The 22,134-nt window shown below is 44.0% G+C and carries 31 protein-coding genes; 28 read left to right on the top strand and 3 right to left on the bottom strand.

Annotation, left to right across the window (positions count from 1 at the left end; all coding sequences use genetic code 11):
- Nucleotides 1-163: 163 nt before the first annotated feature.
- The 4 genes from HFA01_RS05105 to HFA01_RS05090 all read left to right on the top strand — a co-directional run bounded on the left by HFA01_RS05105 (nt 164) and on the right by HFA01_RS05090 (nt 5,939).
- Nucleotides 164-1,996, top strand: coding sequence for an IucA/IucC family protein (locus HFA01_RS05105; RefSeq protein WP_167506170.1), 1,833 nt, complete (start codon nt 164-166; stop codon nt 1,994-1,996).
- Nucleotides 1,977-3,905, top strand: coding sequence for an IucA/IucC family protein (locus HFA01_RS05100; protein ID WP_246139276.1), 1,929 nt, complete (start codon nt 1,977-1,979; stop codon nt 3,903-3,905). Before HFA01_RS05105 ends, HFA01_RS05100 begins: the two co-directional genes overlap by 20 nt.
- Before the next feature lie 21 nt (nt 3,906-3,926).
- Complete coding sequence (locus HFA01_RS05095) at nt 3,927-5,105, top strand: type III PLP-dependent enzyme (protein WP_146813876.1); 1,179 nt, start codon at nt 3,927-3,929, stop codon at nt 5,103-5,105.
- A 183-nt stretch (nt 5,106-5,288) separates the two neighbouring features.
- On the top strand, nt 5,289-5,939 hold the full coding sequence (locus tag HFA01_RS05090) for a lysozyme family protein (protein WP_246139275.1): 651 nt from the start codon (nt 5,289-5,291) through the stop codon (nt 5,937-5,939).
- Nucleotides 5,940-5,986: 47 nt separating this feature from the next.
- Here the strand turns inward: HFA01_RS05090 and HFA01_RS05085 are convergent, their stop codons facing one another.
- Entirely contained in the window at nt 5,987-6,400 is a 414-nt protein-coding gene (locus HFA01_RS05085) for a DUF3021 domain-containing protein (RefSeq protein ID WP_146813874.1), read from the bottom strand.
- Nucleotides 6,397-6,855 carry a LytTR family DNA-binding domain-containing protein gene (locus HFA01_RS05080; RefSeq protein WP_146813872.1) on the bottom strand — a complete coding sequence of 153 codons (459 nt, stop codon included), beginning with the start codon at nt 6,853-6,855 and terminating at the stop codon, nt 6,397-6,399. The genes HFA01_RS05085 and HFA01_RS05080 overlap by 4 nt, the downstream gene beginning before the upstream one ends.
- 205 nt (nt 6,856-7,060) lie before the next feature.
- On the opposite strand from HFA01_RS05080, the gene HFA01_RS05075 reads away from it, so the two are divergent.
- From HFA01_RS05075 to HFA01_RS05040, 10 genes are all read left to right on the top strand, one after another.
- The gene (locus HFA01_RS05075) at nt 7,061-7,948 is read left to right on the top strand and encodes a TIGR01777 family oxidoreductase (RefSeq protein ID WP_146813870.1); all 888 of its coding nucleotides are present in this window, start codon (nt 7,061-7,063) and stop codon (nt 7,946-7,948) included.
- A 28-nt stretch (nt 7,949-7,976) separates the two neighbouring features.
- Complete coding sequence (locus HFA01_RS05070) at nt 7,977-8,216, top strand: hypothetical protein (RefSeq protein WP_146813868.1); 240 nt, start codon at nt 7,977-7,979, stop codon at nt 8,214-8,216.
- Nucleotides 8,217-8,324: 108 nt separating this feature from the next.
- A complete protein-coding gene (locus HFA01_RS05065) occupies nt 8,325-11,741 on the top strand; it encodes a hypothetical protein (RefSeq protein WP_146813866.1) in 3,417 nt (1,138 codons plus the stop codon).
- Between the two features lie 15 nt (nt 11,742-11,756).
- On the top strand, nt 11,757-11,912 hold the full coding sequence (locus tag HFA01_RS18835; RefSeq protein WP_167506169.1) for a hypothetical protein: 156 nt from the start codon (nt 11,757-11,759) through the stop codon (nt 11,910-11,912).
- A 9-nt stretch (nt 11,913-11,921) separates the two neighbouring features.
- Nucleotides 11,922-12,215, top strand: a complete 294-nt coding sequence (locus HFA01_RS05060) for a hypothetical protein (protein ID WP_146813864.1) — start codon at nt 11,922-11,924, stop codon at nt 12,213-12,215.
- Between the two features lie 144 nt (nt 12,216-12,359).
- The gene (locus HFA01_RS05055) at nt 12,360-12,677 is read left to right on the top strand and encodes an LSm family protein (protein WP_146813862.1); all 318 of its coding nucleotides are present in this window, start codon (nt 12,360-12,362) and stop codon (nt 12,675-12,677) included.
- A 109-nt stretch (nt 12,678-12,786) separates the two neighbouring features.
- Entirely contained in the window at nt 12,787-13,011 is a 225-nt protein-coding gene (locus HFA01_RS05050) for a hypothetical protein (protein WP_146813860.1), read from the top strand.
- A 47-nt stretch (nt 13,012-13,058) separates the two neighbouring features.
- Complete coding sequence (locus tag HFA01_RS05045; protein ID WP_146813858.1) at nt 13,059-13,232, top strand: PspC domain-containing protein; 174 nt, start codon at nt 13,059-13,061, stop codon at nt 13,230-13,232.
- A 143-nt stretch (nt 13,233-13,375) separates the two neighbouring features.
- Nucleotides 13,376-13,531 carry a hypothetical protein gene (locus tag HFA01_RS18830; protein WP_167506168.1) on the top strand — a complete coding sequence of 52 codons (156 nt, stop codon included), beginning with the start codon at nt 13,376-13,378 and terminating at the stop codon, nt 13,529-13,531.
- Nucleotides 13,532-13,603: 72 nt separating this feature from the next.
- Nucleotides 13,604-13,861, top strand: a complete 258-nt coding sequence (locus HFA01_RS05040; protein WP_146813855.1) for a hypothetical protein — start codon at nt 13,604-13,606, stop codon at nt 13,859-13,861.
- A 108-nt stretch (nt 13,862-13,969) separates the two neighbouring features.
- Here the strand turns inward: HFA01_RS05040 and HFA01_RS05035 are convergent, their stop codons facing one another.
- Entirely contained in the window at nt 13,970-14,803 is an 834-nt protein-coding gene (locus HFA01_RS05035) for a hypothetical protein (protein WP_146813853.1), read from the bottom strand.
- Between the two features lie 198 nt (nt 14,804-15,001).
- Between HFA01_RS05035 and HFA01_RS05030 the strand changes: the two genes are divergently transcribed.
- The 14 genes from HFA01_RS05030 (at nt 15,002) to HFA01_RS04975 (ending at nt 22,034) form a co-directional block, all read left to right on the top strand.
- Nucleotides 15,002-15,547, top strand: coding sequence for a GNAT family N-acetyltransferase (locus tag HFA01_RS05030; protein ID WP_146813851.1), 546 nt, complete (start codon nt 15,002-15,004; stop codon nt 15,545-15,547).
- Between the two features lie 107 nt (nt 15,548-15,654).
- The gene (locus HFA01_RS05025) at nt 15,655-16,365 is read left to right on the top strand and encodes a helix-turn-helix transcriptional regulator (protein WP_146813849.1); all 711 of its coding nucleotides are present in this window, start codon (nt 15,655-15,657) and stop codon (nt 16,363-16,365) included.
- A gap of 69 nt (nt 16,366-16,434) precedes the next feature.
- Nucleotides 16,435-16,920 (top strand): hypothetical protein, encoded by a 486-nt coding sequence (locus HFA01_RS05020; protein ID WP_146813846.1) that lies wholly within the window; start codon nt 16,435-16,437, stop codon nt 16,918-16,920.
- Between the two features lie 105 nt (nt 16,921-17,025).
- Entirely contained in the window at nt 17,026-17,544 is a 519-nt protein-coding gene (locus tag HFA01_RS05015) for an NADPH-dependent FMN reductase (RefSeq protein ID WP_146813844.1), read from the top strand.
- A 40-nt stretch (nt 17,545-17,584) separates the two neighbouring features.
- The gene (locus tag HFA01_RS05010) at nt 17,585-19,105 is read left to right on the top strand and encodes a GAF domain-containing sensor histidine kinase (RefSeq protein ID WP_146813842.1); all 1,521 of its coding nucleotides are present in this window, start codon (nt 17,585-17,587) and stop codon (nt 19,103-19,105) included.
- Nucleotides 19,095-19,760: a response regulator gene (locus HFA01_RS05005; protein WP_146813840.1), complete on the top strand. Its 666-nt coding sequence runs from the start codon at nt 19,095-19,097 to the stop codon at nt 19,758-19,760. Before HFA01_RS05010 ends, HFA01_RS05005 begins: the two co-directional genes overlap by 11 nt.
- A gap of 162 nt (nt 19,761-19,922) precedes the next feature.
- Nucleotides 19,923-20,171, top strand: a complete 249-nt coding sequence (locus HFA01_RS05000; RefSeq protein ID WP_146813838.1) for a hypothetical protein — start codon at nt 19,923-19,925, stop codon at nt 20,169-20,171.
- A gap of 35 nt (nt 20,172-20,206) precedes the next feature.
- Nucleotides 20,207-20,479: a hypothetical protein gene (locus HFA01_RS04995; protein WP_146813836.1), complete on the top strand. Its 273-nt coding sequence runs from the start codon at nt 20,207-20,209 to the stop codon at nt 20,477-20,479.
- Between the two features lie 20 nt (nt 20,480-20,499).
- Complete coding sequence (locus HFA01_RS04990; protein WP_146813834.1) at nt 20,500-20,697, top strand: PspC domain-containing protein; 198 nt, start codon at nt 20,500-20,502, stop codon at nt 20,695-20,697.
- Between the two features lie 15 nt (nt 20,698-20,712).
- On the top strand, nt 20,713-20,868 hold the full coding sequence (locus tag HFA01_RS18825) for a hypothetical protein (protein WP_167506167.1): 156 nt from the start codon (nt 20,713-20,715) through the stop codon (nt 20,866-20,868).
- Nucleotides 20,869-20,935: 67 nt separating this feature from the next.
- Nucleotides 20,936-21,112, top strand: a complete 177-nt coding sequence (locus HFA01_RS18820) for a hypothetical protein (RefSeq protein WP_167506166.1) — start codon at nt 20,936-20,938, stop codon at nt 21,110-21,112.
- Between the two features lie 14 nt (nt 21,113-21,126).
- Entirely contained in the window at nt 21,127-21,393 is a 267-nt protein-coding gene (locus tag HFA01_RS04985) for a hypothetical protein (RefSeq protein ID WP_146813832.1), read from the top strand.
- Nucleotides 21,394-21,440: 47 nt separating this feature from the next.
- Nucleotides 21,441-21,791 carry a cupin domain-containing protein gene (locus HFA01_RS04980; RefSeq protein ID WP_146813830.1) on the top strand — a complete coding sequence of 117 codons (351 nt, stop codon included), beginning with the start codon at nt 21,441-21,443 and terminating at the stop codon, nt 21,789-21,791.
- Between the two features lie 33 nt (nt 21,792-21,824).
- A complete protein-coding gene (locus tag HFA01_RS04975) occupies nt 21,825-22,034 on the top strand; it encodes a hypothetical protein (RefSeq protein WP_146813828.1) in 210 nt (69 codons plus the stop codon).
- The last annotated feature ends 100 nt before the right edge of the window (nt 22,035-22,134 follow it).

Genomic DNA, 22,134 nt, shown 5'->3' with positions numbered 1-22,134 from the left:
ATTATAAAATAAAACCATCCATACAACAACTTAAGAAGCATAATGGACATGGACTTGGGAGTAAGCTAAGGTCATGGGCACAAGAGGGGTCGATTACGATCCACGGATTTAGGGAATAGGCAAGTTCACAATGCTACATCATTCCTCCATGGAGGTGAATACAATGGAAGCCATGAATGTAATACAAAAGAAGTTACCGGGTTATGAATCCACATTTTTAGAATATATGAATAAAGCGGATCTCCTCACTTTACATCAATTCATACAAGCGATTTTTCGGGAGCGTGTCGTCCCTTTTGAATGGAGAAACGAGGGAAAGACATTGGTTCTTTTCTTAACCAGTGGAGAACTTCACGTACCTGTAGCTAATCTTTACATATTTCATCACATCGATATTGATGGTGATATCCGCTTTCTGAATCGGGATGGAAATCAAATCTTAGTCGATAAATCCGAAACTTGCTTAGAACTGCTTTTCCCGGGAAATAATCAACCTGATTTTTATAAAGAAGTCCTCAACAGTGTGACGAACCTGGCTTTGGCACTTACAGTAGCGGAGCATAGAAAAAGACAAATCGAAAACCTGGCAGAAGATGCGTTATCCTATGCAGCTACTCTCAAGAGCCCGTTGAACTTTCTTGAGCAGTGGGTGATTCAAGGGCATACCATCCACCCTTGCAGCCGAACGAGAATGGGCGTGACGCCTGAAGATGTCGCCCGGTACGCACCGGAATGGGAAGGGAAGCCCGATGTCCTGCCACTGCTCGTTCATAAAGATCGATATCATATGACTTCCAAAAACGGTGAGAGCACGAAGTCCATCCTTTTGCAAGAGTACCCGGAGTTAAATAAAGCTGTTCAACTCACCTGTGAAAATCATGACTTAGATGCGGAAGACTATGAAATGATTCCGATCCATCCATGGCAATGGGAACATACCATCACAAAATATTATAAGGATGATTTAAAAGAAAAATTACTACTTCCGGTTAAAGAAGTCAGCATCCCTACATCTGCACTAATTTCTTTCCGGTCGCTGGCACCGCTAGACGATCGGTTCAAGCATCACATCAAAACCGCTGTCAATGTACAAATGACAAGTGCGGTGCGGACCGTTTCAGCAGCATCGACAAAAAATGGTCCTACTTTATCGCGACTCTTACAAACGGTCTTTAGTCGAGATCATGGACTATCCCAATCATTATCCGTCATAGGGGAGGAAGTCGGTATTCATTATAAGCCTGCTCAAAAAGAGCACGAGAATTTCCTGCAAAAAAACGCAGCGGCGATTCTACGAGAAAATCCAGAACGTGATTTGGTGATTGATGAAGTTGCGATTCCGGCGGCTTCTTTGCTCGCGCCTTCTCCGTTTTCAGGAAAACTGATCGTAGAAGAAGTAGCGGAGGCGTACCCTTCATACGAATCGTTCATCTATGACTATGCGAAGACGGTGCTGCCCGGTGTGCTTACATTGATTACGAAATATGGTATCAGTATGGAAGCTCATCTCCAAAATTGTGTTGTTATTTTTAAAAAAGGAAAGCCGGAAAAGGCGGTACTCCGTGATTACGGTGGCATCCGGATCCTGAATGACCGCTTAGAACAATATTTTGATGAGCAGCCAATCGACCCAAGTACAAATCTACTAACAAAAGAGCGGTCTGAGTTATTAGATGTGTTCTCCCATGCGCTTTTTCATAATCATTTAGGAGAGATCATCGTAGCACTCGCCCGACGAACTGCTGCAAAGGAAGAAAAGATGTGGAGTTATGTAGAGCATGTGATCCACGAAACATATAAACAAATGAAAGAGGATAAACAAATACCAGCAGAAGCATTACTTGATAAAGAGGAAATTCTTACAAAGCCCACGAAGATGAAGGCTCTTGTGAAAATGCGTTTGTCTGATCAATATACCGACAACCTTTATGTGGAAATTCCTCATCCTTTTGCCAAAAGAAGAGAGGTGAAACAACATGATTCTGCCCTTAACTGAACGTATGAAGTCGTGGCCCGGCTTACATAAAGAAGAAGACCAGGCCTATCAATTCTTGAAAAGGGCTTATCCTGCCTATGCCGACCGTTTTTGGGACTGCTCTGCAGAAGCAAGAAAAGGAATCTTATTGAAGCTTGCGAATTCGATTATTCGGGAGAATATTGATGATGTTTATTCGGGTGCTGACATCCTGGAGGACGGTGTAGCTCATCTATGTAGTACGATTCATGCAGGTAAAGAATCACTATTGGAGAATGACCGAACTTATTTACTTGTGCAAAAGCAGGGGAACAAACTCTTATTTCCGGTCATCCATCAATCGGCTTTCCGCTTTGTCGAAGTCGATGTACCTTTGCTGATTGAGGAGCGAGGACTTCGCGCCGTATCTTCCGCCTCAGAGCTCGTCTTTCTTTTGTTTAAAAAAGAGGACTACCCAAATCGCGACACTTTTGTCCAGGAGTTGAATAATGGAACGGCAAACCTTGCCCTCGCTCTAACTATTCATGAGGAATGGAAGCAGACCGTTCGCACAGAAGCTGCCAGTATGGATGTGAATACATCCATCGACTATGTGTTGAAAAAAGGGGAAGACGCTCATCTATTTTTCGAACAGCTTGTCGTTGATGGGCACCACCTTCATCCTGGGGCCAAGACGAAAATCGGACTGACCTATGAAGATACGTTCCGATACTCCCCAGAATTTCATCAGACGTTTCCGATCCGCATGGCGGCCGTGAAGAAGTCCTTGATATTGAGTACAGGAGCAACGTTTGAATCCAGTTTTCCAGAAAGCGTTGAGGCTGGACACAAGGAATTAAAGGAGCTGGGATACGAGAAGAGTCTGTACACGATTTTGCCTGTCCACCCTTGGCAGTACGACCATGCCATACCGGAGATTTACCAAAAGGAGATTGAAGATGAAGAAGTGATCCTTTTATCTTCACGACCTATGAATGTAGAGGCGACTTCTTCGTTCCGGACGGTAGCTCCTAAAAGGAAAGACGCACCTGTGCTAAAGCTTGCTGTAAACAGCCAGATGACGTCGACCGTCCGTTCGATTTCTACACAGACAGCGATGAATGCTACCGTTTTTTCAAAAATGATACAAGATATTAAAGAAAGAGAGTCCCATTTGCGCTTCTTTGTCCCCTTAAATGAATGGGGTGGAGCTGCTTTCCGGTCTGAGGAGCGGTTAAAAAGCCGTAATTTGACGATGTTAGTCCGGGAATCTCTCCAGCCGCACCTGGAAGAAGGAGAAGTCGCAGTTGCTGGAATGAGCTTGTACGCCAAGTCCCCGATTAGTGGCTTGACAATCCTGCATGAGCTGGTCCAGGAATTTCAGACGAAACATCACCTTAATCGGACCCAGGCGGCCAACGAGTTTTTCTGTCATTATATAAAAAAAGTGCTGCCAGGTTATATGACGATGATGGTCAAGTATGGAGTGGCACTGGAAGGACATCTTCAGAACAGTGTTCCTGTATTTAAGAATGGCCGTTTAACCCGCTTCTTTTTCCGGGACTGGGGCGGAGCGAGGGTTTATCCGGAACGCCTTCGCAAACAGGGGATCTCCCCAAAGTTCGCTGCAGATTCGGTCAGTGTGACGAATGACCTTTCTTCGATGCATAACAAACTGTATTACACTGTCTTTCAAAACCATTTGGGAGAAATCATCCGTCAGCTTGTGCGGTATTCCGGACTAGCGGGAGAAACATTTTGGATGGAAGTAAAAAGAGTGGTACAGGAAGAACTGGATCGTTTGGAACTGGCGAATGATTTGGCGGGCCAAGTGGCGGAAGATCGAACGTTCCTATTCCAGCCGTGGGTCATGCATAAGTCCTTGACCCAAATGAGACTGAGCAATAGTAGAGGGGATGCGTACACCGAAGTGCCAAACCCTTTAGCTTGAAGAAAGAGTGAGGATGTAGTCATGAGAATTGATCAGTATATTGAAAATAAAAAACGAGTACATGGGAGGCCCATTTGTGCTTATGTTTATGATTTAGGTCGATTACGAAAGCATGTGAACACGTTAAAAAGCGGTCTCCCGGCTTTTTGCCGGCTTTTTTATGCGGTGAAAGCGAATCCTGATCCACGTATTCTAGGAACTCTCGCCCCGATTGTGGATGGATTTGAAGTTGCTTCGGGCGGGGAGTTGCATAAAGTGCATCAAGAAAAAACAGTGCTTTTTGGAGCCCCTGCAAAGAAACAGGAAGAAATAGAGGAAGCGATTGATGCAGGAGTGGAAGCCATTAACGTTGAAAGTTTCCATGACTTAAATCGCATTGAATGGCTTTCAAAAGAAAGAGGAGCTGTCACCCCGGTCTTGATCCGCGTCAATTTGAGTCGTGATGTCCCGGAAAGTCATCATATGATGTCCGGCGTTCCGACTCAATTCGGTGTTGATGAACGTGAAGTACCACAGATCATACAAAAGGCGCTTCAGATGGATCATGTAAGAGTGGAAGGTTTTCACTTTCATGCCATGTCCAACAACTTGAATGCTGAGGCTCATGTGCAATTTGTGTCCATGTGTTTGGAAAAAGCGAAAAGTTGGCAGAACCGCTTTGAATTGGACATCCACACGGTCGATGTCGGAGGAGGCATTGGCATCAATTATTGGAATCCGGAAGAGGCGTTTGATTGGAGTTTATTCACTTCAGGACTTCATAAAATGGAATCCCAAATGGACGGGCTGACTTTAGTGCTTGAACTTGGAAGGTACATGACGGCCGCTGCCGGATCCTATGTGACGGAGGTCATCGATGTAAAGGCTAACCATGATCATCATTTTGCCCTCATCCGGGGCGGCTCCCATCACCTTCGACTCCCTGCTGCCTGGAAAATGAGTCACCCTTTCCGGGTTCATCCTATCGAGGAATGGGAAGCCCCCTATGAAAGGCCGGGTATGAAGGGTGCGGAAGTGACCATCGCCGGAGAGTTATGTACACCGAATGATGTTCTTGTGAAAAGTGAATATGTAGAAGAACTGAGAGCGGGAGATGTAGTGATTTTTGATTATGCTGGTGCTTATGCATGGACGATTTCACATCATGAATTTTTAAGTCACCCCGAGCCGGAATTCATCTATTTGGAAGAAAAGCAATAGCCGTCACATTTTGTGGCGGTTTTTTTGTGCAATAAGCAATCCTGGGGTATGAAAAAGGGTACTGACTAGATGAAGAGGAAATACGTCGTTTCCAATCGGCTCTATTGGATGCTTATAAACGGTGCTTTCAAACAGAAAATGGTAAGATATAAATAGAATAGCTTCGAAGAGAGGAGGAGAAGGGTGAATAAAAAGAATAATAGAAACATAGGCCGCTCATGGGGAGCCTTCCTTCTCCCCGTCTTTCTACTCGGACTCGTTTTCTTAACCCTGAAAAGTCAGCTTGGGGATGGAATGTTCAGCAGCTCAACAAAGGTCGAAAAAGAACCGGACCTCCCTCAGCAAGTGCTGCAGTATGAAGATGAAGTTGAAACGTACGCGGAACAGGAAGGGATCAGGGAATACAAGGAAATATTGCTCGCTTTGATGACCCAGGAGTCAGGTGGACGTGGAGACGATCCGATGCAGGCGTCAGAATCCCATTGTGGGGAAGTTGGCTGTATTAACAATCCTGAAAAGTCTATCGAGCAAGGGGTTGCTTATTTCGCAAAGACATTGGAACGTGCTGATGGCGATGTGAAACTAGCGCTTCAATCATACAATTTTGGTGCAGGGTTTATTGATTTTGTCATGAACCATGGTGGGGAATATACGCAGGAATTAGCCATTGAATTTTCCTCCAAGAAATATGAAGAATTAAAACATACAGGTAAATACAGCTGTATCCGTAAAGAAGCTGAACAGTACGATGCTTGTTATGGAGATATTTATTATGTAGATGCTGTACTCGACCACTATGAAGAAGATGGGGACCTACTTGCGACCTCTTCCTGATGGAGGATAAAAACGGCGACAACCTTACAAAGGTTGTCGTCGTTTTTTTATTGGAGTTGATTCAATTCCTCATTCAACTTCTTAGATTCGGACCTGAAATAAAGATAGAAGCCGATCCATATGATCAAATAAATGAGCAAAAATGAAAGGATGGATAAGAGGGCAGCTGTTAATTGAAAGGGGATCCATCCAATGCCGAAGCTGATGATGAAATAGAGCAGCGAGACGGTAAGGAAATGTAAAAGAGTTTGCTGCCAGAGTTTGAGTGTTGGGATCTCAAAATATAAAGGCGTTACAGAGAAAAACCAGCCACAGAACATACTGCCAATCGAATTTCGGATAAAGGCATTACCCGAGAGTGTTTGCACATCCCCGAACCAAATGACAGCGAACGTCATAAGAATCGCGAGAAATGCACCGAAGAAAATGCCGACCATGCTTCTGAATAAAAATGTTTTCATTTTTCTTTCCTCCTGTTCATTTTTAACGTGTTTTTGATTTCTTTTACATAATGCCTGGACGCGTACTCTTTGCTGCCGGAATGAAAATGAACGACCAACGTGCCATGGAAAGAGGGCTCAAAATGACTGATTTTATATACATTAGCGAGGACGGATTTTGAAATACGGATGAATTGGTCGGAAGGCAGCGCGTCTTGCAGTTCATAAAGCTTTTCTTTTAATTTGTACGGCCCATCCTTATGAGCGGCATGGACGATTTCTTTTTCTGTGTAAAAATACTCGATGTCTATGGGCTTGAGCAGGTGCTGACGATCCGCTCGATCTCCGATCACCAAGTCTTGTTTCTTCTCCTCCAAAGCATCAAGGATTTTTCTAATGGATGGGTCGATTTCCTTACACTCCACGGTTACCTTTGTTTCATCATACGATTCATTGATATCTATAATCAGTTTCATTCTCCCTCTGCCTCCCGTCTGTCTTTCTATTGTCAGTATAGATGGGAAGGGGTGATCTGTCATGGACTGGGAGGTATGTGGCACGAAAGAAGAGGTCAGTGGTTTCTAGTAGTCGTTCACTTGCATTGGAAAATTGTACAAATAAACGGGGACTCCGTAGAATGGATAGAAGAAGAAATAAACGCTAAGAAGGGAGTCTTTCGAAATGAAAAAAGTTGTCCTGGCTGGAGGGACCGGTTTTATAGGAGAATATTTTCAAAAAAGATTCAAGGACCTGGGGTATGAGGTGGAAGTCATCTCCAGAAGGAAAGGGTACATTCATTGGGAGGATCAAGAGCTTATCATCGAGGCTATTGATGGCGCGGACATCCTCATCAATCTTGCAGGGAAATCGGTCAACTGCCGTTATAACGCTAAAAACAAGAATGAGATCATGATATCAAGAGTCGTCACTACGAATATCCTTGGAGAAGCGGTTCAAAAATGCGATCATCCACCGGAAGTCTGGCTGAACTCAAGTACGGCCACCATCTATCGTCACGCGGAGGATCGTCCGATGACGGAAGAAGAAGGAGAAATCGGGACTGGATTTTCCGTGGATGTGGCTACGAATTGGGAAGAAAACTTTTTCGCTTTCCGCACGCCTGATACGCGAAAAGCCGCACTCCGGACAGCCATCGTGTTAGGAGATGAAGGCGGTGTGATGACTCCTTATAAAAACTTGGTGAGATTTGGGCTCGGTGGTCCTCAGGGTTCTGGCAAGCAGATGTTCAGCTGGATCCATGTGGAAGACCTCTTCCGGATCTGCCTGTTTATAAAGGAGAATCAAGAGTTAGAAGGAGTCTTTAACTGTTCTTCTCCAAACCCTGTCACCAATGAAGAACTGATGCGCCTTCTCCGGGAAAAGTCTGACCGGTCTTTCGGGCTGCCTGCACCGAAGTGGATGCTTGAAATTGGTTCGGCCCTCATTCGAACGGAAACTGAGCTTGTATTGAAGAGCAGATGGGTGATCCCGCAAAGATTAGAAGAAGAGGGATTCACTTTTCAATATCCGACGCTTGATCGAACCTTGGAGGAAATCATAAGCAAATAGAATGGAAGACTAGGATAATATTTCAAGTATGTTACTATGTAATTACAAAAAATGTAAGTTCAGTGTTTCCATGGGGAAGATGAAAAAGTGGCAGCTGTGGCTGGTTGGCCTGTTGGTGGAAGTGGATGGGTTGAACAGCGTATCTGCTAAAGGAAAACCAAAAATTATATCAGAATCGACGTATGAAGTCCCTGAAGCTGCAGAAAAAGTAGCCATGGTCTTAGATGGGGAGTGGACTCCTCTTAAGTATTTGGTTGAAATAAGGTAGTGGTTGCTCCAGAAGTGGGCAACCTTCTTTTTTAATGGAAGAATGTTGAAGAAATGAAGGTTTAAGTGTAATATTACACTATGATAACAAGAGGGGGAGGGAAAAGAAATGACAGCCTTGTCAAAGGAAGAGAAACAGACAGTATTCCGTGAACAATTGAATCACCTGAAGGAAAATGGGTACATAACCGACCAAGAATTCTCAAAACTGATGCAGGCGCAGGGGGCGTATCTGGCAGACTATGAATCTCCAGAGCCCGGTCGAAAGATGGGAACGGAAGAGGTTCAAACCCAATCAACCACACAGCCGAAGCCAAAACCAAAGCCGAAACCGAAGCCTGATAAAAAGAAAAAGGAACGCACGCCGGAACAAATACGGGAACGGAACATCACTTGGACTCTGATCTTAGGGGTTTCCATCCTGCTGATCACAGGCTTAATCGTTGCGACAAGTCAGTGGGATCAGATGGGAGCTGCGACGAAGGTCGTTTCCATTTCCTGTGTGTCCCTCTTTTTCTTCACTCTAAGCTATGGGACCGGTCGATTTTTGAAAATCAAGCAGACGGCTTTCGCATTTTTAACACTCGGAAGCCTGCTTATTCCCATTATCATTGTGGCCATTGGGTACTTTGAGCTTTTTGGCCCCTATTTATCCTTGGATGGGGAAGGAAGGCACCTGCTCGGGTTGATGGGGACGGCGATTCCACTTCCTTTATACCTAAGGCACGCATTTGTCCATCGTTCGCGCCTTTATGTATGGATTGCCCTCTTATTTCTGTCGCTTTCCGTAGGGTTCCTACTTGGAGCTCTCCCGTTATCTCTCGATGCTTTTTATCTTGGCTTGATGTTGTACAATGCCGGATTGCTTTTCGCATATATCACATTGAAAAATAGGAACCACCTCGAGTTATTCATCAAAGAGGTGCCTTTGTTCGCCCAGTTAAATATAGTCATTTCCACATTGTTGATGCTGTTTTTCTATGAAAATGAGGTTTTTTACAGTTTTAATCTGCTGCTGACAGCAAGTGTTTATATGGCGATGGTTTTTGTTTACAAGACGAAGGAGTACCAGTTTGTCTTTTCTGTGATGCTTGTGTATGCCGTGTACCAACTTGTAGAGAATACTCCGTTATATGCTGTGGATTCACTCGTATATGCGCTGATTGGACTGATTTATCTCGGATTTGCATTCACGTTCCGGAGCCATACTTTCATTGAAAAGGTATTCCGATGGACGAGCGGAGTGGTTTCCTTATTAGCGTTCATCTACATCACATATGAGAGCATTCTGATCAAGGACGAAAGCAGTTCATGGCTCTTGCTCGTGGCCTACCTTGTGATCATGGTCAATTATCTTGTCTTAGCCAATGTGACAAACCATGTGATTTTTCCTTATTTCGCATCTTTGTTCTTTTTTGTTTCTGCGGCACAGCTATGGGATTTAATAAAAGTAGGACCTTGGTATTTCTTTTTGTTCACAGCTGCATCTCTCCTCTTTTTATACGGAGGAATCTGGACAAAAGTCAAGTGGCTGCGGGAACTGAAGGATAGCAACCTTTACACGTCTTTATTTGTGTTGACGGGGTGTTTATACTTCGCTCTCTATGACCTGCAGTACGGGTATAGTGCCCTCATGCTGCTCATCGTCAGTCTGCTTGCCTTTTTCGTGAAAAAGAGTGATTCACATGACGATAGGAAGCGTACGGCAGTCTGGACGCTTCCGTCTGGATTGCTCGCTGCTTCCGTCATCTTTTATCAAAAATTTCTTGAGTGGGTGCCTGCCTACAGCGAAGGGTATTCGATTTCCTTCCATATGGCTTTGACAGGCGGACTTCTTCTTGGTCTTCACTTTTTATGGAAAAAGGCGAAAGAAGGCGACTTTGAGATGTCGACTTTTTATATCGCCCAGGGGACTTACGTAGCTGCCATGCTGCTCCTGCTCGTAGATGATGGAGTTGATCCAATCCTTGTAAGGCCGCTCCTGTTGATTACAGGCATCGGGATGATGTACCTGCTTGTCCGCTACTCAAATAAAACGTGCTACTGGAGTTTCGTTTCTGTCGCATCCCTTGGTTTTTATACATCATTGATCAGTCCACTGCGTATCGATTCATTTTCTAACATACTGATGTATATGGTCTTCGCTCCTGTGCTCTTGATTGCCGTCGGAGAATGGGGAGAGCGAAAATCGAAAGGGATGCGTCCTCATTTCTATTTACTGGGACATCTCGTTCAGCCGTTCATTGTCCTGCTTATTCTATTGGATCAGCTGGGAACGGAGAATGTACATCCTGTGTTGTTGATCATTCCATTAACGGTGTACGTCTTCAGCACTTTGAAAGCAGGTAGAGAATCTGGAACAAAAACCATGCTGTATGCTGCATTGACAACGGGATACCTCTTCGTTGTCACGCTTCCGAAAGAACTAGGGTGGGTTGAAATTCCTTATGAGTATGCGTTTTTAGCCAGCAGCTTCTTGTATGCGCTTGTCTGGTTCTTCGTTTCTGCCCAGTGGAAAAAACGGATGGAGTGGTACATCATTCCATTTTCCATTTTAGGTCTGTTCGTCATCATCAGTGACGTTCCTTTTGAAGCGGAGGGAGAATGGATGCTGGTGCTTGCCTACACCGTTTTCAACCTTTTCTTCCTGCATCAGAGACCATGGCCGATCGTCCGCTTCGTCCCATTGGTCCTCACCTTCGGGTTATGGGAGAAACTCCGGGTGTTTTGGACGGATGTGGACATGATCGTTGTGCTGGCTTTAGGAATCGTTCTACTTCTTGGAGCAGGAAAGGTTTTGCAAAAAAGACTTTTCGGCCCTGGAATCAATGCTGATGCCTATACATGGACGGCACTTTTATATATCGGCTATTTAAATTTGTACACCTTGTGGGATGAAAGTGTGTGGATACGCGTTCTTCCTGTTGTGCTGCTCAGCTTGTGGTTTTATCTTGGTGGAAAGAAGTGTTCCGAAAAATATATTCAGAACGTCTTTTATACAGGTACGGCAGCCAGTTTGTACGGCGCTTATTTGATGATCGTTGCTGCACATAATGACTACATTCCTGATTTAATCATTGCGGAAATACAGACGCTGCCGGTTTTGTTTGTCCTTCTGTTTGTCAGGAAAAACATATGGTCTGCGGCTGCGGAGACGATGAACTATGTTCAGTTCGCTGCCTTGCTTTTCATCTCAGGCTATCTTGTCCTTGATGCCATCCAGAGCCACACCATCTGGGATGCCTGGATCATCGGAGGATTGTCGCTCACCTCGATGGTTGCCGGCATGCAGCTCCGAATCAAATCTTATTTCCTTATTGGGATGGGTGTGCTTATTTTTAACATCATCTACCAGACGCGCCCGTACTGGGGCAACCTTCCATGGTGGGTCTACCTATTGATTGCCGGGCTCGTTCTGATCGGGATTGCAAGTTACAATGAATGGCAGAAACAACGTTCGGAATCAGAGAAGCCTATGGAACAAAAGTGGAAAAAGCTTTGGAAGGCATTTATGAACTGGCAATAGAGAAGGAGTCGTCACATGAGATTTATTTTAAATACATTAGAAAACATGGCGCTTGATTTCATTTCCATGATTAAAGGGTTCACCTATGGATTTATCATGGTTGGTTTATTTATTGGGTTTCTGGGAGGAGTCATCTATGGTGTGCTGTACTTGAGAAATCTTTTTCTATAAGGAGGATTTATGCGGTTATTCATGCTGTTCCTATTCGTTTTTCTATTGACCTCATGTGGTCCTGCAGAAAATTATGATCGATCTCCAGATATCAGAGGTACCGCAATCGATATCATTTCTTCCAAACAAGTCCTTGTGAGGAATGAAGAAGGAAAGTTGAATGTACAAGAAATTATAGTGACTGTTGAACAAGGCACAATTGAAAAAGATAAAGCTTACAACATTTGGCTGGAGGGTGAAGTATTGGACAGCCAGCCTCCTCGAGGGAAGGCAGGGAAGGTTGAAAAGATAAACGAATCTTGACATCATTCCACATGACAGAAACACTCTGTTACCTAGGAGGCAAGCTTTTAAAAACCTGGATAAATCTTGCGCTCGGTCTTTGTTTTTCTATCACCTTCCTGGGCTCCCAGCATAAAATGTGAGGAGTTAAAGGAGGGTGATGTGGTGAATAATACAGGGAGCCCACAGATGCAGGGAAGTAGCAGCCAGCCTCAAAATGTTCATGACTTCTGTAGGCAAAACCTTTATCAAATGGTACAAATTGAAATGGCTGATGGGCAGACACATACAGGACTGCTGCACAGCTATGATCAAAACCAAATGAATCTACTCATGCCGACCAGCCAGCAGGGACAGAATAGGAGCCTCAACCAGGAAGAGAGTCGTCTGTTTTTCCCATTCTTTGGACCGTTCGGGCTGTTCGGCTTTCCGTTTTGGGGAATCCGCAGGTGGTGGCCGTATTATTATCCATATTGGTGGTGAAAATCATAAAAGTCACTGAAAAGATTCAGTGGCTTTTTTTGTTCTGATTCACTATTTTTGTGATACGATGAGTAAAAGGAATCATTTACCATAAGAGAGTGGGGATGGGATGAAAGAAAACCTGACGTTTGCCTGGATTGCCTCATGGTTTGCCCTTGTGGGACAGCTCGCCTTTTTTATTGTGGTTGCCTTATTTACAGGAGAATGGCGGTACGTGATGTGGAGTTTATTGGTCAGTATGAGTGTCGGGGTTCCCAATATGATTCGGACGTGGCAGGCGCAGAAAAAGGCGGATGCGAGAAAAATATATGAACAGGGGGAAGGGTCGGTATGATCGAGAAGATCGATATGGTGTGTATGGGTGTAAAGGGGGATTGAACAATGAAAAGATCCGTCACGAACCATTCGTTGCATGGGGTTTGTGCAGGCATTGCTGATTCGATGGGTCTTTATCCTATGGCCATTCGTCTTTTATTTATTGTTACATTCCCGATCTCTTTCTTCTTTTACATCCTTCTTGCAAATACGATGGATGTAGAGCGTCCTTCCCTTTAGGGTTCCCTTTACATAATTTCACATCTAATCACCTTCAAGACTACTTGGCTTTTTAGAGGAGAAGCGAAGGAACCCTCTTGCGAAGTCGGTGAGTTATAGGAGAGTAAATCATTTTCAAAAGGGAAAGAGGAAAGGGGCAAAATATGAAGAAAATCTTTTTTCTATTGGCATCGATTGTTATTCCCATTTCTCTATTCATGAACCAGGCTGCAACAGGTGTGCTTGCTTCGCTCTTCTTTTTGCTTACGGCTGTTTATTTCAGCAAGCCGCATTTTCACCAATACACGGATGGATCATGATTCGTTTGAGAAAGGGAAAATGAAAACGACATAAAAAAGATGCAACCATTTTTCCTTTGTGGGGGAGTAGCCATGACAGATGAGAAAAAAGAGTCTAAACATACAATGTGGTACCTTTATGCAGTGGTTTTTTACTGGCTATTATATACAGTGAAAATTTTCTATATAGAAGAGCGTTGGTTCGATTTTGTTTTCTATGGTTTAACCATAGTAGGCATTGCATTATTTGCTATCATCGAATTCAGAAAGCGTAAGCTGATCGTTTCCTTTATGGCATTTGTATTGTTTTTTGCGTATCTGTTCGAGTTCGTCCCTGTACCCGTTCCATAAAGAGGATATTTGGGAGGGTTGTAATAATGGCATGAATCTTGACCATCTCATGCCTATGATTAAAGGGATGTGTTTTTTGTAAAGGGGTTCTACAATTGTCTGAACCCCTTATTGAATGACCAATCCGTTCTCCATTCCCCAATGAGTCTCCTTCTTTAAAGATCCCTGCTTATTGATCTGCCCTTTGACAGTAATGGTGTCTCCTCTCACCACATTAAACTCCAATGATTGTCTCTCAAGGTTCTTGGTTTCAACGACAAAGGTGTAGGGCAGCATCTCTGTGCTGTTCGTTTTGATATTCAGCCAATTCTCTCCATTGTAAGCGTCGCCTGCATAGACAACGAGAAGATCAGGGGAAGTTTGGACAAGTGTCCCTTTCCATGTCACCTCTTTTTGATACATGAACCTTGTGAACGTATCAGACTTCAATGAATCTTCCAGCTTGTAAAAATGGTGGACCGTTTCTTTGAATCCATTGGTTGACTCATCTCGGAATTGACGGACAAAAGACTGTTGTTCTGCAGAGTTAAAGTAGCCTCTATAAAGCCCATCAAGGGGCTTTCTTGCTTCGAGGACAGCTTGAAAGCTATCTTTTTGTGACATCTGGCCAAGGAACATGAGAACGATATTCTCATGGACGAGCGCGATCGGGTGATCTTTAAGATGCTCTGTTCCTTCAGCGGTTTCATATTCGATGATGTCGATATCTCCTATAGAGTAGCCGTTCACGAATTGGCCGTGTTCCTTGACGCTATCCGGCAAAGGCTCCTTTTCTCCTTCCAGCAAGTTCGACTCATGGAGCCACTGATAGACGTTGTCAGCGGTATAGGACTGGCTGTTCTCCTCTTTCTTTTTTTCCTGAGCATCCTTATTCATTGATTCATTCATGCAACCGGTGAGAACGGTAAGAAGCATAAGGATCATGAGTGTTGTTTTCCTCACATTCGACCTCCTGATGTTCAAGCTCATCTTATTGTAAACCAATGAATCTATGCTTGAAAGGGTTGGGATATGTTTTAATAGAAGTACAAGGATTTGATAGAGACTCCCATATATATAGAAAACACTCCGAAAAACTATAGCATGGGAAATTTGGCGGATAAAATCATGGGAGTTATGTAGTGAAAGGGGGAAGTAGTCATGGAAGTTACATTTAAAAAGCTGACTGAGCCAACGTCACAGATCGCATCGGCATATGATCGGTGGGAAAATGATACATCGCTCATTCCGATGGTTCGGCCGAATCCGGATCAAGACGCCTTGGAGAAAAGGTATGAAGTGACAACCGAAAATTTGAAACAGCGGTTGAAGAATCATGAGATTTTCCTTATCTATATGAATGATGAACTTGTTGGAGAAATGAATTACATGATCAACCCTGGTCATCTACATAAAAAAGAACAGGATACAGCCTGGATTGGAATTACCATTGGGGAGGCAGCTGGTAGAGGGAAAGGAATAGGATTCGAAGCCATGATGTACCTGGAGGATCGAATCAAAGAGAAGGGATTAGACCGGGTGGAGCTCGGCGTGTTTGAATTTAATGAAAAGGCCCAGAAGCTTTACAGGAACCTTGGGTATAAAGAAATTGCTAGAATTCCGGATTTCACGTATTGGAACGGAAGCAAGTGGGCGGACATTCGTATGGAGAAATTCTTAGGAATCAAGTCAAACAAAGAAGATTAATAGGGGAAAAATAAAACGGAATGTGGATGGGCAGAAAGTCGAAAAACTCTTATAATAGAAGTAGTGAAGTTTGTTAACCATTTCATAGATAGAAAAGGAGGCCCGATATGCGACACGATATACAACCGAACGAACGCGCTTTCTCTACAAAGGAAGTAGCTGAAGAAGTCGGGATCGCCACAACCACGGTCAGACGGTATGGGCAGCTTTTGGAACAGAACGGGTATGAGTTTTTCAAAGACGGCGACCGACGGATCTTTGTGAGGTCAGATGTCGAGGCTCTCATAAAAATCCGTGATACAGAAATGCCGAAAGAAGATAAAATTAAAGAAATTGTAGAAGAACAGAAGGAGCTTCTCGCAGGCTATGAGTCTCGCGAACTCGCCCTTTCCGATACATATGACGGAACGGAGATGCAGGATTCCGATCAGATGAAAGAGATGTTCCGTTTCCTTGCCAGTGAGCTTGCGGCCTCAAGAGAAATGAACGTCCAGTTGAAAAATGATATGGCTGAACTGAAAACGACTGTATCCCGTTTAAAACAGGATCACCATGTGATCAGCTCCGGAGTCGGGAATTTTTCACAAAAGACGCATACGAAAATGGATAAGATGATGCAGCAGCAGAAAGAACAATATGAAGAACTGTTGCGTGAAGAACAGGAAAAGTCGGAGTTTCTCCAAAATGAAATCCGGGAGATGCGCGAAGAACAGAAGAAAGAGTGGCGCTCTCAAAGCGAGTTCAATGAACGATTGGAACATTCGGTCAAACATTCCCGTGGAACCCTCGGTAAAATCATGTCCTTATTCAAAAAATAGCAGCGAGAGACGCTTGGATCCATGAAGGTTCAAGTGTTTTTTGTATAAAATCCCAGAAAGGGTGAGTGGATGAAGAAGTTGACCCTCGTCATTATTTTTTTACTGCTTGGTGCCATGCCTGTCGATGCTTTTCTCGTCAAAGAGGAGGCTTTAGAGCAGTCTAGGGACGTAGATCTCATCCAAGTTCCATCAACCATCATTCTTCATGATTCTGAGATGAAAAGAAAAGTAGAGGTCGAATCCATCAAAGAGATGGTGACGATTATGGAGGGAATCTATGGAGCGGCCCCTGTTAAAGGTGAATGGACGAAAAGAGAGAAACTAGGAACGTTGGACTTCGGAGATGAAGAACTGATCCACATCTATTATGGGGAGGACAGGGAAAACGTCTACTTGGTTGTAAATGAAGAAACCACGTTCATGTCCAGAAAAGCTTTCTTCGAACTCTTTTATGCTAGCATCCACATCCGTCCCCTCCCTCCAGGAGAAGGCGGGGATGTTCAACCCCTTCCGCCGGCTCCATCCATTCAACCGGATGATTTCCTATCTCTATAAACGAACGCATGTTTTCGGTCCAATGGTGTAGATGATCTTCCTTCCATTCTCGGATTCAAGTTGTTGCTTTTTCCCATAACCTAATAAGTAAGGAGGTTATGAATAATGAGTATCGTGATTTTTAGTGGAACGCCGAGGAAGAATGGACGGACAAAGGTTGTCGCTCAGGCACTAGAGCATAAATTGAATGGAACGCTGGTCGACTTAAGTAGGCTGGATCTCCCTTTATTTAATGGAGAAGAGTCACAGGAAAAACACCCTTCTGTCCAGTGGCTGCGGAGAATTGTCGCGGAAGCGGATGGTTTTATATGGGTATCGCCGGAATATCATAATGGTATGAGTGGCGCGTTAAAAAATGCGCTCGAGTTTTTAAGTGGCTCACAATTTAAAGGGAAACCCACATTGCTGCTTGCTGTTTCCGGAGGTGGGAAAGGCGGCATCAATGCGCTGAACCAGATGCGCACCGTTGGACGTGGACTTTACGCAGCTGTGGCTCCAGGACAGCTGATTTTTGATCCGGAACATTTTGAAGGGGATCGTTTGAGAGTGGAGATGGAAGAGAAGCTCGATCTATTGTTGGCGGAATTTATGGCTGTTCGTTTTCTGAACGTGAAGAGTAGTTGAATGGGTGTTACTTTATAATTCGACAATAGGGGGTGGAACAATGAGTGGATATGAACGGGTAGAAGAATTGAACATTATGAAAGTCATTGCTGAAACGCTTAACCGTTGTAACGACATGACGACGATGCTTCAGACCGTACTGGAAAAGTTGCTGGAATTGACGAAACTGGATGCAGGTTGGGTGTTTCTCCTTGATCACTCAGAAGAATATGTACTCGCTGCGCATCATGGACTTCCTCCTGCTTTATCATGGGGGGACTATAAGCCGATGTGCAGTGGAGATTGTTACTGCTTGAGCCGTTATCGCAATGGGAAGCTGAATCAGCCGGTCAACATCATTGAATGTAAACGACTGAATGAAGCCATCCAGCATGCCTGGGGGGACACGAATGGGATTACCCACCATGCCACAATTCCGCTTGGAGATGGGGAAGAATCTTTCGGTTTGTTGAATGTTGCTTCCCCTCGAAAGGAAAAATTCTCTCAGGAAGAATTGACGCTGCTTCAATCGCTAGGGTTCCAAATTGGTACAGCCATACGCAGGACACGTTTGTATCAAGACGAGCGGAGGCGTGCAGAAAGCTTTGAAAAATTGAACCAGCTGGCCGGTTTTTTATGGTCTGCGGATGACTTTTATGAATTGCGGGAGATTTTACAGAGGGAAGGACAAAAGACTTTCGGCTGGTCTTCGGTTGGTTGTTACATAGAAAATCAGCTAGGTACGAAGCCTGCTTTCGTGATGTCGGGTGAGGTGAGACTCCAAGAGGATTTTGCAGTTATACCAATCACCAGAGAAAAAGGGGTTCGAGGTGCCGTTTGGATCCAACCACAAGAGAGCACTTCATTTCAACCTAGTGATGATGAATTTCTGATCGCACTGGGACGGCATTTGTCGCTCGTTTATGAAAATATCAATCTAAAAGAGAAACGACAGGAGTTGCTGCTTCATGAAGAGCGGAAACGACTGGCCCGTGATTTGCACGATTCAGTGAATCAGAAACTTTTCTCCTTATCTTTGACGGCTAAAGGCGCGAAGGAAATGGTGTCCAAGTACGACTCGTCTCTTGGAGAATTGATGGATGACATGTGGTCCATGTCACAGCAGTCTTTGAAAGAAATGCGCTCCTTAATATGGCAGTTGCGCCCGGTGGGGCTGGAAGAGGGATTGCTATCAGCTATGAAGAAATATGGCGAGCACCTTGGGCTCTGTGTTCAGTTTGATATGGAACGTCTCCCTGACTGGTCGCGTCAGGCAGAAGAAACGCTATGGCGTATTAGTCAGGAAGCGATGAACAATGTCGCGAAACACGCGAATACGAAAGAGGTGATGGTCCACCTTTTTGATACAGAAGGAGGAGCGGGCATGACGGTGACGGATTATGGGAGTGGATTTCAAATCGAAGCGGATGACGATCGGCGGACGCTCGGACTGACCAGTATGAAAGAACGGGCAGAACTCTTAGGTGGGAAACTTTCTGTGAGAAGCGAACCGGGTGCAGGCACAACGATTGATGTCTTTTTACCGTATCGGAGGGAGAGGAGTAGTGAGCATGAAAATTAGAGTGATGCTCGTGGATGATCACCTCGTCGTATTGAGAGGGTTGAAATTTTTTCTCAATACGCAGAGAGATATCGAGGTTATCGGTGAAGTGGAAAATGGAGAAAAAGCATTGAACGCGTATGCAGAATGGAAGCCGGATGTGGTGCTGATGGACTTGATGATGCCGGTCATGGATGGAGTAGAAGCGACAAAAAAATTACGTGAAGCCCATCCGGGAGCAAAGGTGGTCGTCCTGACGAGCTATTCTGATCAAGACCATGTGATTCCCGCTTTGCAGGCCGGGGCTGTCGGGTACCAGCTCAAAGATGTCGACCCCGATGAACTTGTGAAAACAATCAGAGCCGCGTCCAAAGGCGAGAAACTGCTTCACCCAAAAGCGACGAATCTACTTTTGGAGCAAATGAGCAGTGGAGCGGAAAAGAAAGAGCCTGGCGTTCATTTCAAGCTGACGAACAGGGAGAAAGATGTGCTCTTTCAAATCACGCTCGGGAAAAGCAACAAAGAAATTGCGAGCGACTTGTACATAACAGAAAAAACCGTCAAAACGCATGTAAGTAATCTTCTAAGCAAGCTGCAGGTTCATGATCGTACACAGGCGGCGATTTATGCGATGAAAGAAAATCTATTTGCTGATCGGTCTGAAGAAAGTAAGTAAAAGCATCTCCCGTTTTTAGGGGGATGTTTTTTATTGATAAATAATGAAACCCTCGGGGAGGAACAACCGTATGAAATAAGAAATGGATTTTTCTTACAACGATGATCTTCACTAGGATTACGAAGGCTGAAACGCTGATTACTTGTAAAGGGGAGACATTATATGAATAAGTGGGCTTGGACGTCCTTAGGGATGGTTTTCGTTAACTTTATTTTATTCCTATTGGTGCGGGGACCAAACGTCAATCTGCCATTGGTCGTAATCGTTGGAAGTTCTCTTTCCATCATAGGCATCGTCTGTGCGGTGCTATCTAAAAAAATCATCGCAGGTACGGCAGGATTTGTAGTAAACGGCGGGGTGCTGATCATGATGTTCTTTCTTCTTCTTGCGATGGGGATCAGCCAACCTTAAACAAAGGAGTGGTTAACATTCGTCAAAAGGTTCATATGACTAATCTGATGTTATTCGTACTTTTTTTAGCATGGGGATTTTTTCTTTATTTTGGTACCCATTTCGTAGAACAGGAAGATCCTTATGTAGGTGAAAACCTTAGTATTCTACTGGTCTATGTGATCTGGGGTATTGGGTACTATCTTCAATTGAAGCAGCCCACGATGAAGCGGGCACTGGTAGTCATGGTTTTATTTTTAGGTATGCAAGTCGTGTTTTTTTTCAATTTGTACTACGTCACCACGTTTTTTGAGTGGATCTTCGAATAGTGACCAAGGAGGGGAAGGATATGAAAAAATTATATCGCTCCACGAATGAAAGCCAGTTGTCAGGGGTTCTCGGCGGTCTCAGTGAAACGTTTAACATTGATGTGAGTGTCCTGAGGATCATCGTTGTGGTATCTGGATTTTTCACAGGAGGATTGACTTGGCTTATTTACCTTGTGGCTGCGATCGTCATGCCGACGGATCGACAGGTAAGGAAGTAGAAGGAGAGGAGACTCGTGCTGAAATATTTTCTATATGGAGGCTTCATTCTTGCAACTATCCATGCTGTTCAAGGTTCAGCCGAAAACATGATCCTTTTGTTATTCGTTTCTATGGCGGTGATCGCCCTACTGGAAGTTGTAATCAGAAATAGTCCAAACAAGTTGTATTAAAAGTGGTAACGTGACAGGGTTAGACACTCAGAACCAAGACAATTGTTTTCACTAAAGGGGAGAAATTATGGATTTAGCTTTACTATTTGGCGTTCTCTTGACAGTGCTTCCGCTTGTGACGATTAAAAAAGTGAAGGAAGAAACGTTATTACAGAGGATCATCCATATTGGTTGTCTTCTTATTGGGCTTCTGCTTCTTGTCGGATTTACCATTCAGTTTACGGCTTATATAGAAAATTATTAAGTAAAGGATTGATTTTGATGGAGATCCTGCTCTCTAGCTTATTGCTTTTAGCCCTATTGGTATCAGTTTCTGCATTCATACATATGCGAAAGAAAGAAGGAATAAAGGGATGGAAAACAGCGCTGACATCCATCTGTTTTTACGCAATTGCTATACTGAACCTTATGGCTTACTGGTTGGATGGTCTTGGCATCGTTAGTTGGGGGATCACGATTGTCCTCCTCATGTTAGGCGCTTATTTCACGAGATATATGCCACACGTTTCACAATCGACTGCATGAATTTATAGGAATCTCATCTATTTATAGAACTTGATCAGGAGGTTAACATGGATATTTACTCCTTTAAAAAAGAAACGGGTAAAAAGATTGAAAAGTTCCAATCGGATTTTATCATGTCACGCATAACCAAGACTCATAAAGATGCTCATATCGGCTGTATGCATTTAGATAAGCATGGAGTGATTGGGTACCATCAGGCTGTTGTTCCACAGCTCTTGCTTGTGGTCGAAGGAGAAGGATTGGTAAGAGGGGAAAAGGAAGGGTTTACTCCTGTAAAAAGTGGGGATGCCGTCTATTGGGAAAAAGACGAATGGCATGAAACGAAAACGGAGACTGGTTTGACAGCCATTGTCATTGAAAGTGAAGAGTTGGACGTCTCTGCTTTAGCAACCATATAGAAAAAACGCTAGTGTGCTTTGAAAACGGGACACATGCCCAATGAAAGGGTGACTCTTATTGAAAGATTCTTTAAATCCTGGTTTGGCTGGATGATCGGCGTACTTGTAGGGATATCCCTAATTAGCTTATGGAACGGTGAGGGAATCGATTGGAGTCTTATCATCGGTCTCAGTATCGGCGGTCTGATCGGTACATCAATAGGGATTGGGTTAAAGAAAAATTTGAAGAAAGAGAAAAATTAACTCCCTATTGGAATACACATAGTGAGGTGCTGATTTTACATTTTAACGTGGGCGGAGTTGGTTCATTTTCGTAACCCGTGCAAAAGTCTAAAAAATCATC

It is taken from the genome of Halobacillus faecis (genome assembly GCF_007991335.1).
Classification (GTDB): Bacteria; Bacillota; Bacilli; order Bacillales; family Halobacillaceae; genus Halobacillus; species Halobacillus faecis.
This window is presented reverse-complemented; position numbering and strand designations above follow the sequence as displayed.

Bases quoted from the DNA above. Each gene is read 5' to 3' on its own strand.
- HFA01_RS05105 (WP_167506170.1), top strand. From the start codon at position 164: ATGGAAGCCATGAATGTAATACAAAAGAAGTTACCGGGTTATGAATCC.
- HFA01_RS05100 (WP_246139276.1), top strand. From the start codon at position 1,977: ATGATTCTGCCCTTAACTGAACGTATGAAGTCGTGGCCCGGCTTACAT.
- HFA01_RS05095 (WP_146813876.1), top strand. From the start codon at position 3,927: ATGAGAATTGATCAGTATATTGAAAATAAAAAACGAGTACATGGGAGG.
- HFA01_RS05085 (WP_146813874.1), bottom strand. From the start codon at position 6,400: ATGAAAACATTTTTATTCAGAAGCATGGTCGGCATTTTCTTCGGTGCA.
- HFA01_RS05080 (WP_146813872.1), bottom strand. From the start codon at position 6,855: ATGAAACTGATTATAGATATCAATGAATCGTATGATGAAACAAAGGTA.
- HFA01_RS05075 (WP_146813870.1), top strand. From the start codon at position 7,061: ATGAAAAAAGTTGTCCTGGCTGGAGGGACCGGTTTTATAGGAGAATAT.
- HFA01_RS05070 (WP_146813868.1), top strand. From the start codon at position 7,977: ATGTTACTATGTAATTACAAAAAATGTAAGTTCAGTGTTTCCATGGGG.
- HFA01_RS05065 (WP_146813866.1), top strand. From the start codon at position 8,325: ATGACAGCCTTGTCAAAGGAAGAGAAACAGACAGTATTCCGTGAACAA.
- HFA01_RS18835 (WP_167506169.1), top strand. From the start codon at position 11,757: ATGAGATTTATTTTAAATACATTAGAAAACATGGCGCTTGATTTCATT.
- HFA01_RS05060 (WP_146813864.1), top strand. From the start codon at position 11,922: ATGCGGTTATTCATGCTGTTCCTATTCGTTTTTCTATTGACCTCATGT.
- HFA01_RS05050 (WP_146813860.1), top strand. From the start codon at position 12,787: ATGAAAGAAAACCTGACGTTTGCCTGGATTGCCTCATGGTTTGCCCTT.
- HFA01_RS05045 (WP_146813858.1), top strand. From the start codon at position 13,059: ATGAAAAGATCCGTCACGAACCATTCGTTGCATGGGGTTTGTGCAGGC.
- HFA01_RS18830 (WP_167506168.1), top strand. From the start codon at position 13,376: ATGAAGAAAATCTTTTTTCTATTGGCATCGATTGTTATTCCCATTTCT.
- HFA01_RS05040 (WP_146813855.1), top strand. From the start codon at position 13,604: ATGACAGATGAGAAAAAAGAGTCTAAACATACAATGTGGTACCTTTAT.
- HFA01_RS05030 (WP_146813851.1), top strand. From the start codon at position 15,002: ATGGAAGTTACATTTAAAAAGCTGACTGAGCCAACGTCACAGATCGCA.
- HFA01_RS05025 (WP_146813849.1), top strand. From the start codon at position 15,655: ATGCGACACGATATACAACCGAACGAACGCGCTTTCTCTACAAAGGAA.
- HFA01_RS05020 (WP_146813846.1), top strand. From the start codon at position 16,435: ATGAAGAAGTTGACCCTCGTCATTATTTTTTTACTGCTTGGTGCCATG.
- HFA01_RS05015 (WP_146813844.1), top strand. From the start codon at position 17,026: ATGAGTATCGTGATTTTTAGTGGAACGCCGAGGAAGAATGGACGGACA.
- HFA01_RS05010 (WP_146813842.1), top strand. From the start codon at position 17,585: ATGAGTGGATATGAACGGGTAGAAGAATTGAACATTATGAAAGTCATT.
- HFA01_RS05005 (WP_146813840.1), top strand. From the start codon at position 19,095: ATGAAAATTAGAGTGATGCTCGTGGATGATCACCTCGTCGTATTGAGA.
- HFA01_RS05000 (WP_146813838.1), top strand. From the start codon at position 19,923: ATGAATAAGTGGGCTTGGACGTCCTTAGGGATGGTTTTCGTTAACTTT.
- HFA01_RS04995 (WP_146813836.1), top strand. From the start codon at position 20,207: ATGACTAATCTGATGTTATTCGTACTTTTTTTAGCATGGGGATTTTTT.
- HFA01_RS04990 (WP_146813834.1), top strand. From the start codon at position 20,500: ATGAAAAAATTATATCGCTCCACGAATGAAAGCCAGTTGTCAGGGGTT.
- HFA01_RS18820 (WP_167506166.1), top strand. From the start codon at position 20,936: ATGGATTTAGCTTTACTATTTGGCGTTCTCTTGACAGTGCTTCCGCTT.
- HFA01_RS04980 (WP_146813830.1), top strand. From the start codon at position 21,441: ATGGATATTTACTCCTTTAAAAAAGAAACGGGTAAAAAGATTGAAAAG.
- HFA01_RS04975 (WP_146813828.1), top strand. From the start codon at position 21,825: ATGCCCAATGAAAGGGTGACTCTTATTGAAAGATTCTTTAAATCCTGG.